At 51.7% G+C, this 16,730-nt stretch carries 9 protein-coding genes; 3 read left to right on the top strand and 6 right to left on the bottom strand.

Features of this window, described 5'->3' with window-relative positions:
- Positions 1-3: 3 nt before the first annotated feature.
- Both HF945_RS02835 and HF945_RS02830 read left to right on the top strand, forming a co-directional pair.
- Positions 4-1,014: a phosphonate dehydrogenase gene (locus HF945_RS02835; protein WP_026949874.1), complete on the top strand. Its 1,011-nt coding sequence runs from the start codon at positions 4-6 to the stop codon at positions 1,012-1,014.
- Positions 1,008-1,868: a LysR family transcriptional regulator gene (locus tag HF945_RS02830; RefSeq protein ID WP_011783503.1), complete on the top strand. Its 861-nt coding sequence runs from the start codon at positions 1,008-1,010 to the stop codon at positions 1,866-1,868. The genes HF945_RS02835 and HF945_RS02830 overlap by 7 nt, the downstream gene beginning before the upstream one ends.
- Here HF945_RS02830 and HF945_RS17350 read toward each other — a convergent pair.
- The 4 genes from HF945_RS17350 to HF945_RS02815 are packed head-to-tail and all read right to left on the bottom strand — an operon-like array spanning position 1,783 to position 4,988.
- Entirely contained in the window at positions 1,783-2,262 is a 480-nt protein-coding gene (locus HF945_RS17350; RefSeq protein ID WP_155132451.1) for a reverse transcriptase domain-containing protein, read from the bottom strand. The two genes, HF945_RS02830 and HF945_RS17350, sit on opposite strands and share 86 nt — an antisense overlap.
- A 2-nt stretch (positions 2,263-2,264) precedes the next feature.
- A complete protein-coding gene (locus HF945_RS02825) occupies positions 2,265-3,554 on the bottom strand; it encodes an ISL3-like element ISPpu12 family transposase (RefSeq protein WP_004574636.1) in 1,290 nt (429 codons plus the stop codon).
- A gap of 21 nt (positions 3,555-3,575) precedes the next feature.
- On the bottom strand, positions 3,576-4,088 hold the full coding sequence (gene lspA / locus HF945_RS02820; RefSeq protein WP_008740521.1) for a signal peptidase II: 513 nt from the start codon (positions 4,086-4,088) through the stop codon (positions 3,576-3,578).
- A gap of 3 nt (positions 4,089-4,091) precedes the next feature.
- Complete coding sequence (locus HF945_RS02815; protein WP_004364974.1) at positions 4,092-4,988, bottom strand: cation transporter; 897 nt, start codon at positions 4,986-4,988, stop codon at positions 4,092-4,094.
- Positions 4,989-5,083: 95 nt separating this feature from the next.
- On the opposite strand from HF945_RS02815, the gene cadR reads away from it, so the two are divergent.
- Positions 5,084-5,491, top strand: a complete 408-nt coding sequence (cadR, locus tag HF945_RS02810) for a Cd(II)/Pb(II)-responsive transcriptional regulator (protein ID WP_004364961.1) — start codon at positions 5,084-5,086, stop codon at positions 5,489-5,491.
- A gap of 825 nt (positions 5,492-6,316) precedes the next feature.
- Here the strand turns inward: cadR and HF945_RS02805 are convergent.
- Positions 6,317-12,601 carry a DEAD/DEAH box helicase gene (locus HF945_RS02805; RefSeq protein ID WP_290524255.1) on the bottom strand — a complete coding sequence of 2,095 codons (6,285 nt, stop codon included), beginning with the start codon at positions 12,599-12,601 and terminating at the stop codon, positions 6,317-6,319.
- A gap of 8 nt (positions 12,602-12,609) precedes the next feature.
- Positions 12,610-16,347, bottom strand: a complete 3,738-nt coding sequence (locus HF945_RS02800) for an STY4851/ECs_5259 family protein (protein WP_290524254.1) — start codon at positions 16,345-16,347, stop codon at positions 12,610-12,612.
- Positions 16,348-16,730: the final 383 nt, after the last annotated feature.

Here is a 16,730-nt window from a genome sequence, read left to right as displayed (position 1 = left end):
TCGATGAAACCCAAGGTTGTGATAACCCATAAGGTCCATGACAGTGTTCTGGATGAACTTGCCCAAGATTGCGAGCTGGTCACCAACCAATCCGGCGCCACGTTGCCCCAGGAGGAAGTGGCTGCGCGCGTTGCAGACGCTGATGCGATGATGGCGTTCATGCCAGACCGAGTTGGAGTGGAGTTCCTACAGGGGTGTCCGCGCTTGAAGGTGATTGGTGCAGCCCTGAAAGGCTATGACAACTTTGATGTGGATGCCTGCACGCGTCATGGGGTTTGGCTGACATTTGTACCGGATTTGCTAACCGTGCCTACTGCAGAGCTAACGGTCGGGCTGACGATCAGTCTCACCCGACAAGTCAAGGCGGCGGACCACTTCGTTCGATCCGGTGAATTTACTGGCTGGACACCACGCTTCTATGGGCAGGGGATCGAAGGCTCACGGATTGGTATTGTGGGTATGGGGGCCATCGGCCAAGCGGTGGCGCAGCGCCTGAACGGATGGGGAGCGGATTTAATCTATTCCCAGCCGGAACGTTTACCCGTGCAGCATGAGCAGGCACTGGGTTTGTCCCATACTCCCCTCAAGATGCTGCTGGCCCAGTCAGATATTGTGATCCTGGCACTGGCGCTCAATGAGCAAACCCTCCACACCATTAATCGCGAAACGCTAACAGGAATGAAACCGGGCGCATTCCTTATCAATCCCTGCCGTGGATCTGTGGTGGATGAGGGTAGTGTTCTGCAAGCGCTTCAATCCGGTCAGTTGGGGGGGTACGCCGCTGATGTGTTTGAGATGGAAGATTGGGCGAGAGAAGATCGTCCGAGGGAGATCGCCCAGGGGCTCAGGGCCCACCCCAACACGCTGTTTACTGCTCACATCGGATCGGCAGTCAGCCAGGTGCGTCTGGCTATCGAGCAACGCGCTGCTCGGAACATTCTGCAAGTGCTTCGGGGTGAGCGGCCGGGTGATGCGATCAATGATCCCAGTGGCCGCGAGAGCGGCCCATGCTGAATCTTGTCTGGCTGAAGAGTTTCGTGGCGGTGCTGGACCACAACGGGTTTCAGGCCGCAGCCCGCCAGTTGGACATCGCACAACCCACACTGTCCCAGCACCTTCAAAAACTCGAAAACCAACTTGGCGTTTTATTGGTCCACAGGGGGCGCTCTGGCTGTGAGCCAACCCGGGCTGCCTTAACCTTGTTGCCTTTTGCCCGAAGTCTGCTCCGGCTGGAGGAGCAGGCGAGATCTTCCATTATGGAGGCTCGACTTCGCGTTGGGGCGAGCTCCAATATTGGGATTTATATGCTCCAGCCCTACATCCGTCGTTACAAGGAGCTGGGCGTAGGGCCCGAGGTGGATGTGGTAATAGATTCCAATCCGACTATTGCACGGCATTTATCGGACGGTGAGCTGGACGTGGCGATTATGGAGTGGTGGCATGATCTACCCGGATTCCATGCTCAGGCGTGGCGTAACGAGCCCGTTGTTCTAATCGTTCCGCCTGGTCACCCGTTAGCCCGTCGAACCGATATCGACCGCGATACGCTGTCTAACATGGCTCTGATCGGCGGCGAACCCGGCACCGGCACTGGCCGGCTTTTGGCGACCTACTTCGGTGAGCATGGGCCATTTCCGACGGTATCTATGCAGCTGGGTAGCACCGAAGCCGTCAAGCAAGCGGTTAAGGTCGGACTTGGCGCATCGTTGGTGCTTGAAAGTTCTGTACGGGAGGAGGTCCAAAATGGAAGTCTGGTGGCTATTCCCGTGAGTGAGCCTGGCCTTAGCAAGGAGCTGATGGTGATTTATCCGAGCAGCCTGGACAAACACAGGCCAGTATACTCGTTTGTTGGGCATCTCTGTGAATAGCTATTGGGTCCACCTCACGCATATCTAGCTGGGAATGCAGATACTGAGCCTCACGCTCACTTCGACAACGCAGTATTCCGTCATCTGCATATCGGCAGAATGGGATATCCGGATGACGAACGGTCAGCCAACGATCCAATGCATAATGCAGAAACAGGTTTGCCAGAACTGGCGATAACGGGCCACCTTGTGGTGTGCCAACGTTCCGTCGTTCCTGCTTACCATCTTTCGTCTGCATCGGTGCCGTTAGCCAGCGCCTCACATACAGCAGCACCCAGGATTCAGAGCAATGGTGGTCAAGAGCCTTGAGCAATAGCTCATGATCAATATGATCAAACGGGTATACGGATTTAATGGTTGATGGGGCACCCCCACCCCACCAACCTGAGATCATCCTCAGATGGTTGATAGATCGACCCCGTAGTTGAGTTCTTCTGCGAAGTCCGGCAGTCCGTAACCGATGGTTTTCTTGTAGAACGGAGAGACCTTCGCAGTCGGGGCCTTCTTCTTGTGCTTCGTGGTGTAGAGCATTCGTGCCCGCATCACCTCGAAGGAGTAACCGCGCCCTTCACGGTTCTTGTCCTTGGCCAGTCGGTTGATGGACTCCGTGTAAGCGTTGGTGACGGGCATGTCCGTCTCGAAGTAGGTCATGGTCTCTTCGCGCCAGTTTCCCACTGCCCTGACCAGATCGCTCCAGACTTCCTTTTGGCCCTTCGGGATGGTGGCTATCCACTCGTCCAGGGCGGCTTCTGCCTGGAGCCGTGTGGTGGCGTCCCAGATGCCGTAGAAGCGCTCCTTGTGCTCGTAGGCGGCCAGCAGTTGCGGGAACGCGCCTGTCCAGGTCTCCATGATGAGGCGCTCCCGGTCTGAGACTTCGTGAGCGCGTTTCAGCAGGATTTTCCGGTCTCCCTTGAGAGTCCGGCTCTGGGACGGTTTCAGCTCCTTTCTGAGGCCCTTGCGCACTCTCTCTAGGGCATCGTTGGCCATGCGCACCACATGGAACTTATCGACCACGATACGGGCCTGGGGCAGCACAGCCTTGACCGCTGCCCGGTAGGGGTTCCACATGTCCATGCTGACGATCTCGACCTTCTGCCGGTCTTTCAGCTTCATCAGGTAGTTGGTCACCACGTCCTGGCGGCGGGTGGCCAGCAGGTCGAGCAGGGTTCGCTCCTCAATGTTGGTCAGAATGCAGCGGTAGCGCTTGTTCAGGTATAGCTCGTCAATGCCCAGGATGCGGGGCGTCTCGAAGCGGTGCCAGCGCCCCAGGAACTCGGCGCGGGCGTTGAAGATGTCGCGCACCGTCTTCTCGTCCAGGCCGGTCTGTGCCGCCACAAAGGTGTAGGGGTGGTTGAAGGATTCCTTCTCCACGTACTCATGCAGCCGCAGTGTCATACGGAATCCGTCCACCATCTCCGGTAGCTGGGGCCTGAATGTTGTCTTGCAGGCCCGGCAGGTGTATCGGCGGCGGACCACCCAGAGAGTGACCCGCTTGCCGTGGATGGGCAGATCACGATAGGGAACGTCACGCTTGCCGAACCGTACGAACTCACCCTGCACGCCGCATTCCTCGCAGGCGATGGGATCGGGCACGTCCACCTGGAAGTGCATTTCGTCGTCGGTTGATTTGCAGCCCAGTACTTGGTATTGCGGCAGGTGAAGGATGTTGTCGGGAAGTTCGGTCATGGTGTTGTATAGGCGTAGGTGTCAGTCAGATCCATCCGGCTCGGCATTGGTGTTTGCTTTTTTACCCAACAAGCTGCTGGAAACGAAAAGTAAGGCACCGAGGACAATTGCAATATCAGCCAGGTTGAAGGCCGGCCAATGCCAGTCTCGCCAATAGAAATCAAAGGAATCCACAACATAGCCGCGAAAGACCCGGTCAATCAGGTTGCCCATGGCGCCACCGAGGATAAGACTGTAAGCGATGGCTTCTCCTTTATGACGATTTTCAAGGATCAGCTTGATCAGAAAAATCGAGACCACTACCGCGATTCCGATAAATAAGTAGCGCTGCCAGCCTCCACCATTCGCAAAAAGACTGAATGCGGCACCGGTGTTCCATAGGTGCACCCAGTTAAAGAACGGGGTCACCGAAACATACTCGCCATAGGCCATTGATTGCTGCACCAGCCACTTTACAGCCTGATCAGACGCTGCCAGCAGGCCCGATATGGACAATAGGGCATACGGCGAGAGCTTTTTGCCAATAATGAGCATTATTTAACCCTTCAACGCCAAAATGCGTCTGGCACCGTTAAGTACAATGCCCCCCGCGATGGTGCCGATAATCAGATCCGGATAATTGGAACCGGTCCACGCGACCAGGGCGCCGGCGGTGATGACCCCCAGGTTGATCACCACGTCGTTGGCCGAGAATATCCAGCTTGCCTTCATGTGCGCCCCGCCTTCCCGATGTTTGGATATGAGCAGCAGACAACTGGTATTGGCAATCAATGCGACGAATGCGATAGCCATCATCACCAGCGATTCAGGCTCACTACCGAATACAAAGCGTCTCACCACCTCTACGAGCACGCCCACAGCCAAGATCAGTTGCAGTACACCAGCAAGATGCGCGGCACGTACCTGCATTTTCACGCTATGTCCAACCGCATAAAGGGCAAGCCCGTACACCGCCGCATCGGCAAAATTGTCCAGGGATTCTCCAATCAGGCCGGTGGACCGGGCGATCAGACCGGCAGTCATTTCCACCACGAACAGAAGTGCATTGATGCCGAGCAACCAGCGCAGGGTCCCGGATTCTTGCTTAGCAGAAGCTGCCGAAAACTCGGCGGCCTTGATGGTCTCCGGATTTGCAGCGACGGTTTCCTGAAGCGAGGCGCCTAGCCCCAAGGTCTTCAGTTTCGAGGTGACGGGCTCGACCTCGCCGTCATGCACGACCTTCAGCCGGCGGTTCGACAAGTCGAAGGACAGCGCCCGAATCTCCTCAAAGCCGTTCAGGGCTAGGCGAATCATTCGTTCTTCTGATGGACAGTCCATCTTCGGCACGGCATAAACACTGACCCATCTCCCTGGCGCCTCGGAGGAGGCCTGTATATCGGTATCCGCTGCGGACGTTGCATCACCGCCACAGGCGCCACCACAGGATTTGCTCATGATACGACTCCACTTGAACAATGTTGTGGTACCATTTAAAACTATAAAGCTACTATAAGGTCAATAGAGTAAAGAATCCGTTGGGGAGGAGGCTGATGCGCATTGGTCAGTTGGCGCAGTTGGTAGGGGTCGAAACACAGACGATCCGCTTCTATGAACAGCAGGGCTTGTTGCCGCCGCCTGATCGGCAGGACAACGGTTACCGTGTCTATACCGAGAAGCATGGTGAGGGGCTGGCCTTCATCCGTCGCTGCAGAATCCTGGGCCTGTCACTGGCTGAGATTCACGAACTACAGAGCTATCAGGACGACCCTCATCAGCCTTGTACCGCCGTCAACGCCTTGCTCGATGATCACATCTCTCATGTGCGGTCGCAGATAACCGCTCTGCAAGCGCTTGAGAAACAACTCGTTTCACTGAGAGCGAGCTGCAACGATGACCGGGAAGTTGAGGCGTGTGGGGTTCTTGCTGGAATTAGCGAAGGAAACATGCACCAGCAGTAGGTGAAGCATCAACCAGATAATCCGATGAGATGCCGGTCCGTCTCACTCTCATGCAAAGGTAAGATCAACCATTTAATCCGCTTACCCGTTATTCTTTATACCTCCATGATTCATCGGTCTCATTTCTATGAGAATATTGAATCAAACGAGGCTCCCGAAAAGGGGAAACAAATATTGGCCTACAATCTACCCGCGGCAACCCCGCTTAACATTTAATATCAATTAAACACACATTGATAAAATCGGCATCCTTCTTAATTGCTAAAAGCTATTTCATCATGCAATCAAGCATTGCTCAGCCATTCCACTCTTCTATTATGAAAAATCCTTTGGGTCATTATTGTTCACTCCAGATCTTGTTGATGAGCAGGGCCCTTTACATAAATAACAAACACCGGGACATCATAATTAGTAAATTACTATTTACTAAAAATTAGATAACAATTACTCAGCCTTTTTAGATACTTATGTGAAAAGCTTCAACAACCTTCAACATAATATGGACTTGGATTTTTCTCTGGGTCGCGGGGCTTGCCGTTACTGTCTGAGGCTATAGAAATTCAAAGGTTATCAGATCGACAATTGTTAGCACTCACATACCCGCAATAACAGCCCCCTTAAGGGCCGGACAAACTATGCCATCAGAATCCGGCCAACTTATGGCTACACGAACATTTTTCTTGTAACCATAGTTTGGCCGTTTTGGACAAACCATGGTGATAATGTAAGCATAATCTGGCCAGTTTGGCGCTCGAAGACTCAGAGATTAGTTGTTTTACAACTAGTGCTCCGGGGCTTGTGAATATCCTTTCTATCCGGGCAGAATCACGTTCGTACTTCTGGCGAATAAATCGTGATATCCGTCGACCAGTCTCCCGAGTTTACAACATCACAGGCGGCACCAATTTCCAGCATCCTAGTAATTTGAGATTTTGGGTCATCCGTGAAATCGAACCCCCTGTACCGATACTCAGACTTAGTTGCCCAGTAGCCAACGCCCTGATCAAACGCCAGCGTAAACTTAGCCCCGGACGTCAATTCCAGGGTTAACACACGCCTGTGAGTGAGCTCCTTAACCGAATCAGCCACGCTGACATGGATCTTTGGGCCGCTCTCTTCGCTATCTCTTAAACTCAGTTTCAAAAATGCTTGGGTGACTACCCGCTGATCTTCCTCGTTCAGCCAATCATGCCAATTAAAACGCCCCATTCTGTCAGTGGTCGCTCTAGAAGTTAGGACTTCGACAGCGCAATTTTCATCCAAAGCAAAACCTCTAAGCATGGCAGCCAGAATAATGACCGATGATGGAGACTTTAGGTATCGGTCCTCGTAAACGAGCCGACTGATTTTTTCAACTCGTATAGCTTTGATAAAGGAAGGCGCTTTTTGCTCGAGCAAACTGACAAAACGCGACGACATATTTCGAGCTGCACCATTCAATTCAGTATGAACTTCTACCACTTCAGCGCCATTTCGCTGCGTTTGCCATTGCGCAGTATCAATTTTCTGGAATCGATATCCTGAAAACTGATCAGTTGTCACCCACATCGACTGCTCATCACTCTCAAGAAAGTGACTGCCAGGGCAAGCGGCAATTAAATTATCTCCCAGAAGGGTTTTGCTTGAGCCATCGTTGTATCCGACTTGCACTGGTGCACAAACACCCGGATAGAGTGTTTTCCCATCGTATTCTGCGATCAACACCCCCAAGCTCGCTAGCAAGGCTAAGTCTTGCTTGACTTCATCAGAAACTATTGCTGATTTTTCAACAAGAATTGCAACCTGCTTTTGATGCATTACCTTCCAGCCCATGACGAGGCGTCTAAAACTTGGGCTTCCTAGCTCCCACTCCATAGCATCACCACTAAGGGCGAGCACGATAACAGCAGCGTTTTCGCTCAACGCAGACCTAACAAACCGCTGGGCATCGTATGGCCAGTATGTTGCACCAGCGATTGCGGAAAACGGCGCAGGTAGTTGAAGATGTGAACGAAGAGCACTCTCATTGATCCAATTCAGCGCTGCGCGGCGGTCAAGCTCGTTGAATTCGACACGACTATCTTTGCCTGCCAAGCAAGATGAGCAAATATTTTGACACTCTACGGGACACTCCAACTTCGCAATCATTGCACCCATGAGCGCAGAAATATCGTCTAGGCCAGCCAAGACGAAGCCCGCACCACCTGCTACATCATCATAGAGCTGGATAACGTAGCGAATGCTTCCGGTATCTAAATCTCGATCTTGACGTGTTCCGAAACCCATCTCGCTGGCGGAAATACCTAACTTGTCAGCGATCACATCTCGCAGGGCGACGGCCAAGGTCATCGCAATGACAGCGCCTTCCTCATTAGCGGGTATCCACTCTCCTGACCGGGGTTTTCTCAGTACGAGTTCCAAGACATCGGTCTGCGCTTGGTAACCGAGATAGATATCTCTCGCAACGCTTTCACCGGAGCACTCTCTATCCTTGTGGCTACCAGATGCTCCGCCAATGGGGCGATGGAATTTATCAGGCCGCAAGCTCTCAGGTACTTCGCCACTTTGTGCCATTGAACCCGCAACTCCACACGCTAGGCAAACCGCGTATCCGGTACCGTGTTCGCCACCAGAATGATAGAGAACCGTACCTTTCTGGCCATAGCGGATAAAACCGCAACGCTCATCAGGAAGCGCCGCTACATTTTCGTTAACACTTATTTGAGGCTTTGCAACAGGAATAAACTTCTGTGCGGAGACATCATTACTCGTAGGCTCATAAAAATCTGTGGTAAACCCAAGCGGTCGCAGTACTTTCTTGCGTTCATTGAGGCCAATTAACATATGACATTGAGTGCAGGAGAGCTCTTCTCCACTGACATAGGCCAGCTCCTTAAACCCATGCGCACCGCAATGCCCACAACTCCAGGCTAAGTCAAAACGCTGGCCGCCTTCTTGTCCACTACTGTAATTTTTGAGTAAAACTCCAGCTGATCGATAGACACGACCATCAACAACAATCTGCGCGCCCGGAGCATATTCTCGAATAGCTACAGGAAGATCACGAGAAGGTTGTTCTTTATGCGAATAAATATTGTCCTCTCGGGATCTATTTTCTCTGCTCTTTGCCGATTGCTTGAAATCTTCGATATTATAAGTATTCAGATTCACAACACCGGTTGGAAAACCATAACCAGGAAGGAAGGCGCGTGCGGCGAGATCTCGTAGCAGGTATTCTTCCTCGTGACGCTTTCTCTCCAATTCAATCGCCTTTTTGTATGGATCGCCATCTTTAGTATTCAGATGTCGATCATTTAGTTTTCGATATTCATCTCGCCAAGTATCTGCCAAACCTTTAATTGCATCTTTGGCGTCACCCAAAAGCGATGCAATGCTGGCCGTGCCCAGGGCAGTATCTTTCGATGCAATCCTCCTAACCCCCTGCAGCACGGTGTGATCATTTTCATCTCCAACTGCAGTTTCGTCCAACCACTCACAAAATCGCTCACTATTTGACGGCGCACCACCGAAAAACCAATGTACGTTAAGCTTCAGCCGGTCATCTTCTGTAGCCATTTCAGCCTGAAGAAATTTTGCCAATAAAAGCGAATTGACATGACGCTGTACTAACGGCCCAGAACTCAATGTTATGACGGGCGCTGGAATAGCGGTCTCGAAAGGCCATTTCGGATTCATAAATGCGCGATTATTGTGTGGATCTGCCTTACAAAGCGTATAAGCAACCGCACGAGCCTCGCTACGCCGACCCGCCCGGCCAGCACGCTGAAGATAGTTTGCCGGATGTGGCGGAACGTTATTCATCACAACGGCTGATATGCCGCCAATATCTACGCCCATCTCCATCGTTGTTGAGCAATTCAATACATTGATTTTCCCGCGCTTAAAGTCATCTTCGTATCGCTCAAGTCGAGTTGATGCTTGCTGCGCAGAATGCTCGGCAGTTCGGTAGTAAAACCCTCCCTCTACAGTGCGGTCTGAGATGTCCGTCCAGAGGTTTTCCGCTCTTAGTTCTGCAATCCGTTCATTACGAGCAACCAGTCCCCGAATCTCCCTGACCGCACCGACACTTTCTCCCGTTGGGGACAGCGACACATAGTCAGGCAGATTAACTGGTCTACATCGATACAGCGCTCGATCAGCTCTATCTGGCAGATAGGGAGTCAGCCCTCTGAACGTAGTGTCCAGGAAACGATTAGTTACTGGACATATCCAACCGGTCGATGGAAGCGAGAACGTGAGAGCCTCGCGGTTCAATGCATAACCCTCTCCATCAGTCTGGAGAATTTGGGCGCCAACCAACGCCTTCCACGCGGCGGTTAACCATGAGTTGACTTTATTCTTATTAATCTCAATACCCACATCGAGGCCAATCCCGATCGATAGAATCTTGATTAATCTCTGCCTTGCTGACGACCCAATTTGCGGCCAGGATTTAGCTCTTGGTCCGGAAACCTCCGTGCCGGGCTCATAAACCCTTTTCGGTGCGAAACGGGTGCCCATCCAAGATCGCTCTGCATCGTCTAGTTTAAAGAAGCTGTTTTCTCTTACGTAGAAGTGCAGCGCCAGCGTCAGAAAATCCTTCCAATCCGCCAATGTGAGGAGGCTGGAACCCTCACCGCTAGCGGCAGGTGCTTTGGTTCCTCCCCAGCGATCAGGAATCACGCTGATATTATTTAAGCCCCGATAGCCAACTTTGATTAAACCAAGGGTTTCAGCACTATTCTGATTCTTGGGACGACGAGCGAACTCACGGGTTAGCAGTACCCTCGCAAGCGTAAAGGCGCCTCCGTCACCATGGAAGAGTTGCGGGTTTGCGTATCGGTTGTAATCGAGCATTGCATGACGAATATCATCACTAGCTGCAATTTTTTCTACCATAGAGGTCCAATCTATGGCTACAGAACTAGATTCGCCTGCTTTACCAATAAGGTCTTCCGCAATTTTACGGAAATAGGCTGCGTCGTCCTTTAATCCCGCCGCCTCCATTCGAGCAGCCCGCTCCAGGTTGTCTTCCACGCTACCGTGAGGGTTACCCCCAAGCGCACTATCCTCTAATGCCTGAACATTTCGAAGATTGCTATAAAGCACCCCACGTAATCTCGACCGCTCAGCCTCTTGCTGCATTCGAACGGCCATTCTGGCCGTACCTTGACGACTATCGGTAAAGGTAATCAGCTTTCTACCTTTAGCAGGCAGCGTCACGGGGTCATTCCCGCCGCAGTCGTCCTTAGATGGCTCCGGGCAAAACTCCAGGACAGTCGGAACGGCATTCGCCACATAGAACGGAGCGCCTAAATAGGCCTTTCTCAAGAAACCTGCCGGCCGGTGTCCCGCATTGCCACATCCGACACAACGGCTGCCTGATTCCTCTGAATGATAGATGTCAATGCTGGCTTTACTTAACAGCGAACCCAGTTCTGTTGTATCCAGATCGAGTCCTTCTCGGTGGTACGCCTCGTCAGCTCTTGGCGAAATAACCAAGCGGTGACGCCTTGTCTTCCCGACACTCGTACCGCTATCAGCTGAATCCTCACTATCATCGTCGTCTTGGAGTGAAAATTCGTCACTCACATACGGACTGGATTGTCTAAGATAGGGATGAACCTGCTCAGCTACCAGATGCGGCGTTTTACATTCGTCACAGAACGCGACCTCGTAGACGGGTGCACCGCAGTCACAACGGGAACGCTGGTGAAGGTGGACATTGCCGAATGGCCATTTTGAAAGGTCTGCTGGCTTATCAGCGCATTCAGGATTGATGCAACTCCAAAGACCGTGCAGCATTCGCTGGAACAAATGCATCCTTAATTTCAGGAAGGGCTCAGAGTCACCGTCTTTCTTGGTATCGGTGAGCAAATCTATCCAGCTAAGCAGTTCCTGCTGCTTCTCGCTTGAGGATCTAGCCGTAAGCAAGTCGCCTAAATCGTTTGCAATGTCCTCCAGCGTGACACGTTCATCGGTATTCACTATTCGGTCACGGATACGTCGAGCCATGATAGACCCAGACAACGCAGTAAATCGTTCATTCGAAACGGCGTTTCCGCGATCGATAGCCGTTAGTTGCTCCAGAGATAATCCATTTTCAGGCCCAGTTAGTGTAATAGGAGGAATACTACGTTTACCTCCTATTACCTCTACCTGGCTCTCAGGAACGCCTGCAAGGCCAGCAAGATAAGTCCGCAGGCGAGCTTCTGCCTTTTCGTCTGCAATGGTGGCCGATGTCGCGACAAAACGAATTTCTGAGGCCTGTTTTCCAAATGCCTCGACAACCCTGCGTAGCAAAAGCGATAGCTCGGCAGCTTGGGAGCCCACATAGGTATGTGCCTCGTCCAACACAATCCAGCGCAAGGACTGGGCGGCTTTAGATTTTTGGACGATAGGGTCGTCGACCTGTCTGACCAACATATACTCCAGCATGGTAGCGTTGGTCATCAGGATTGGAGCGGGGTTATCTCTCAGTTCTTCCCGCGACAGAATCTGATTCTTACGTTCACTTTGCTCCTTTCTTACCTTGGATTTTTTCTCTTCCGTGTTGCCGTTGTATAAGCAAAATCTGATGCTATCGCCAAAGGGGGCGGTCCAAGCATGAAGTCGCTCTCGCTGCGAGTTGATAAGCGCATTCAGAGGGTAAAGGAAAAGTGCATGCACGCCGACGAGGGGCTGTTGTGAAGCCTTATGCTCCTCAATAAGGTCCTGGAGAATCGGAACCATAAAACATTCCGTTTTCCCTGAACCGGTACCCGTGGTAATCACTGCTGATTTAGGCTCGCTCGCCAGCAGTGTTTTCCAGCTTCGAATTTGGTGCGCGTACGGCTTTATCGTTGGCTTGAACTGATAATCTCCGTTCTCAGCATTCGATAATGCATCGACAAGCTCAGGCGACAACAAGCTGCCGCGCAGGTCTGCGAACGTTATTTCGGCAGTCTGCCATCCGAAAGTGTGCTCGAAAACCGGCGAGGCCAAAAAGCAGCCGTCCTCGCCTAGGCGATTGTGCATGGCTTTGCCTAGATGGCTTCGCAAGCCTTTCTCACCAACCCCCAAGATACTGAGCGTGGCTTCGCGGGTCCTGTCTAATGACTGATTAATAAGATCCTTGTAATGACCGCTCATGAAATTCCCTAAATCCTTTTCATTAAAATATTTGACAGAGTGGTTGAATACACCGGTTCGAACCAGCCCTCTCTGTCAAATTCTGAAAGCACTTTAATCGCGAAGCGCGTCCCCGAAGTTTCAGGGGCGAGGTCACTCAACTGAACCACGCCTGCTGTGAGGCAGGCCATAAAAATTGGTGTACAAGCCACTGCGATTGCGAATGGAACATCAACCATTGTCTTAACTTTAGGTGGAAAGTCAGATGCAGCAATCCAGCCATTTAGCTCATCGGCAAACCAAGTTGGCCACCTGGGGTCATCGGCATGTCTACGCCGCAAGCCTTGGTACCAAAGAGGCAGTACAACCTCCAAGGGAGGTGCAGGAAGCGCCGAAAAATCAGAAGAAAGTAAAGGTTTCGCAAGATACTTAAAGCAAGGTATCGATGAAGATAGTAACGCGACCCGCCGCTCCAAAAGCGATTCTACAAACGTATCGTCGATACCATTCTCCTTCAGATACTCGCGGTAACGTACCGCCGCAGCCTGCCAGGATCCAATAGAGACAGACTCCCATATCACAGACAGTTCGTTCACCATCCGGGCACAAAATTGGGTATCGATGTCCATTCGAAAACACACCCCAGCAAGTGCGCGTTCATTGCTTACGATTGCCTTCCAACATTCAAAGGATGACAAAGGAAGATGACTATAACGATCCTTAATACTCGATAAGTACGACCACCCGCTATCACCCCAGTCACACGTCATTCGCTCGACGGCATCCACAAACGCATAAGGATTCTGCACTGGATGATATCGTCTAGCCGCATCGTGTAGGGAAGTTGCCGTCTGAATCGACAATTCCTTCATATCCTCCGTCAGATACAAGGCGGGCCGAAAGCGAATTTCGCTGCCCTTTTCAGGAACCAAAAGCCAAGGCCCTTCCTTCATCATTTTATAAGGGATCTGGAAGCGGCCAATACCAACCCCCTCTGAGGCTACTTCATCGATAATCACGGGCTTACAGGCCGGGTCTGAGAGCTTAATGCAATGGACCTGCAATTCATTCTGGCTAGAGGAAACAGCCCCCCCAATCAGCGAATAGCTATCCTCATTTGGACCATCAAGATATGCATTGTGTCTAACTATTTCCAAGCGCAAGTGTTCAACATCAGTCTCTACTCTTAAGCGTATTGCAGCATCCTGATTATTGGTCGTCGCCAGCATCTGACAGATGTCTTCAAAATAGGAATAAAGGCTAATTTGACGACTATTCCCGTAAATTTCGAGCTGATAGTGGCGTCTTATCCCTACTTGGCCGTCGCCGACTAACTCAAAATCTAAAAAGAACTGCTCTCGACGGCCAGGCCGAGGCGTTAAAAGGAGTGAAGTTTCAATGAGCTTATCGAGCAGTAATTTAGAAGCGTTGAAACAGTTGCCGTAATTATCCAGGAGGGTAGCGCCAATTACCGGGGCTGGCACTCGAATAGTGACCCCAGGCGTAGAATCCCTAACCTCACGAACAGACACCGAGATGATGTCGGGGAGAGAGCCTCCTAATTTGGGCTCCAAAAGAAACTGTATGCGGCCAGGCTCAGCAAGACACTTGACATGAACCCTGTGATCCTCTACCGCCGCATGGATACGATACCGGGTGTTAAGAACAAGTCTTACTGGCTTATTTCGGGCACCAGCGACAGTCGAAATTTTCAAATCCGGCGGCAGTACACCGATCTTCCGACGCATCAAAACGCTTGAATCCGGAAGTTGCACCACACAATTGAAGCACCCAAATCGCTCTAGCCGATAATCGGCTGTGACAAGACGCTCTCCATTTGCCGTTATCGACAAGGTCTTCACGTCCAACCCAGAGGACTCAAGACGCGGCCAACCTCGGTAGACCACATTGGGCAGTGTCCTCAACTCTGAAAGCGCACCGTAAAGTGCCAGATCAAACGCCGGAGCCAACGGACTGAGCTCCATATTGAAAGTACTGCCATTGCCCGACAAAGAAAGGCTAGAGGTAATTTCAACCCAGGTCAGCCGATACTGGTCACGACCAAGCTCAGTACAGCCCTCGCTAGAAATGATATTGATTGATTCCGGAATGCTAACCAAGGCTGCTTCGCCTCGAAATCTTCCAGAAGAAACTGGGCTAAGCTTTACCTGCCCGTCATCTTTGATGAAGACGAGGGGCGTATGATGATAGTCGATTTCGCTGCCATCAAAATGGCAGGCCTCTATACAATCGCCATTGGATAGAAATCGAACAATGAGAGGAAGATCAGGCTGCTTGCGGTCTAGAGCAACTGTGCGTTGGTCTATTTTAGCGGATATGGATGTTCGATCTTCATTGACCTGACCATACAAAATGCCTGCTCGGGAAAGAAGTGAGTCCCCCTCGTAGAAGGCGACTTCCAGCCGGGTGCTTTTGATACCGCAGTCCTCAAGCTGGATTTTTATTTCACTCGGCAAGAAGGCTAATGTCGAGATATGCCAATCGCTGTAGTCGCCCAGTAAGGTGTGCTCACAGGTATAATTGCGAGCATCGGCTTCCATCGACGCCTTTTCGGCCTTGGCTTTACCCGCATCCTTCAGCCATTCATTCAATAAACGCCGGGCATTCTCTTCTCCCACTGGCAACGGAGAGCGAATTCGCCATTCAGGAGCGTGCTTATCCAGATAATCGGCAGGGTCTTCCTCGCCCTGAATGGGATGCTCTTCCGCCAAGCCGACCATCCACTGGGCAACCGAAGCGATAAGCTGATACTTCTCTAGCGTCTGGAAGGTTTGCGGGAAGTATTGCGCGTAAGCAGCCACCACTGAAACCAGATCTCGGTTATCGCGCTGGCTGGTATAGTATTGACGAATGGTGCCGCGAATTGCCCGCGCGAATCCGTGACTATCACTCTGAACGAGGCGCCACGGTAATCCGCCCTCGTCAAACAGGGTACCGAGATAATCGCGGGACCCAGAATCCCGCACTCTCAGTTCACGTCGCCAAAATGAAAGACCATTTTTGACTATGTTAGCGTGTTGAACCGAGGTTAATTCAATGGACAATGGCCTTTCAAATGGTGCCCAAGACCAATCAGGGTAATCACGCCTGTAAGTTTCAGAAACAAAAAGGCAAAACGCCGCAGCCCAATATACTCCGTAAATCGGATGCTCAATCTCTACCTTCGAACCCGCCAAATCTCTGCGAAGTGCATCATATTCAGCGCTCTCAACGCGGTAAAGGTACAAGGCCCGCCCATCGGGACCAGCCTGATGCCTACTTTCTAAAAAATCCTTTAACCAACACCCTGCTCGGGATCTCGAGAGTGCGCTGCCGATAAAATCCGCCTTAGGCTGCATTGCTGATTCCTCTATATGAGGAGCAATCTGGCTGTCTACACGTGAAGGGGATTTGGCTAGTGGCTCTACTTCAGGTTGCTCTCCCTCCCAGTAGGCAGCGCTGACGATTCCCCAATTACCCGCGTCATTCGGTCGACGCCACTTTGCGACCGGCATGGATCGAAGGAAATCCAATGCTTTGGAATAGCTGACGAATAGTCTCTCATCACCCTTTTCGCCAACCGTATACTTACCATTCCGACAACAGCTCTCATCAAAACGAGAGCCATCATTGGCCACCGGAGCGGAGGGCCGCGAAGTACCACTAGGGCTACCAGCCGCGATATTGTCAACGTTCTTTCCGTTGGATTGATCAAATCCTAACAAAGGCGTTATAAAAGAATTGCCTTCGTGTTCCCTGTCTGTCATTTCAGCTCCCTGCTAAGTAGCCTCTGAATTGCTCCTTGCGTACTCATGTCCCGTGCATGGGAAATGCGCCGTCAAAGTGGCGGCTGCGGCATGCATGAACGGCTTTCAGGGCAAAATACCGGGCGGGACACCCTGAGACAAGACGGGATAGGTCGGGCGGCAGGAATGTGTCGTTTTTTCAACCTGATGTCGGTAGGGCTGCAGCCTGCAGCCCCATTTGGTGACTGTCATATTATTGGGACATCCACTTACGAACAGGAGAAGTTCCATGAACGTCATCGCGTTTGGACACAATCTGGATAGCGCCCCTTATCTCGACATCAAGTTCCTCGACTTTCAATGCGCCCGATGCCTCTGCCAACTGGAGAAACGGGACAGATTCC

The sequence above is a fragment of the Alcanivorax sp. genome, assembly GCF_017794965.1.
Classification (GTDB): Bacteria; Pseudomonadota; Gammaproteobacteria; order Pseudomonadales; family Alcanivoracaceae; genus Alcanivorax.
This window is presented reverse-complemented; position numbering and strand designations above follow the sequence as displayed.

Coding starts and splice junctions, on each gene's coding strand:
- HF945_RS02825 (WP_004574636.1), bottom strand. CDS start 3,554: ATGACCGAACTTCCCGACAACATCCTTCACCTGCCGCAATACCAAGTA.
- HF945_RS02805 (WP_290524255.1), bottom strand. CDS start 12,601: ATGAGCGGTCATTACAAGGATCTTATTAATCAGTCATTAGACAGGACC.
- HF945_RS02835 (WP_026949874.1), top strand. CDS start 4: ATGAAACCCAAGGTTGTGATAACCCATAAGGTCCATGACAGTGTTCTG.
- HF945_RS02800 (WP_290524254.1), bottom strand. CDS start 16,347: ATGACAGACAGGGAACACGAAGGCAATTCTTTTATAACGCCTTTGTTA.
- HF945_RS17350 (WP_155132451.1), bottom strand. CDS start 2,262: ATGATCTCAGGTTGGTGGGGTGGGGGTGCCCCATCAACCATTAAATCC.
- lspA (WP_008740521.1), bottom strand. CDS start 4,088: ATGCTCATTATTGGCAAAAAGCTCTCGCCGTATGCCCTATTGTCCATA.
- HF945_RS02830 (WP_011783503.1), top strand. CDS start 1,008: ATGCTGAATCTTGTCTGGCTGAAGAGTTTCGTGGCGGTGCTGGACCAC.
- HF945_RS02815 (WP_004364974.1), bottom strand. CDS start 4,988: ATGAGCAAATCCTGTGGTGGCGCCTGTGGCGGTGATGCAACGTCCGCA.
- cadR (WP_004364961.1), top strand. CDS start 5,084: ATGCGCATTGGTCAGTTGGCGCAGTTGGTAGGGGTCGAAACACAGACG.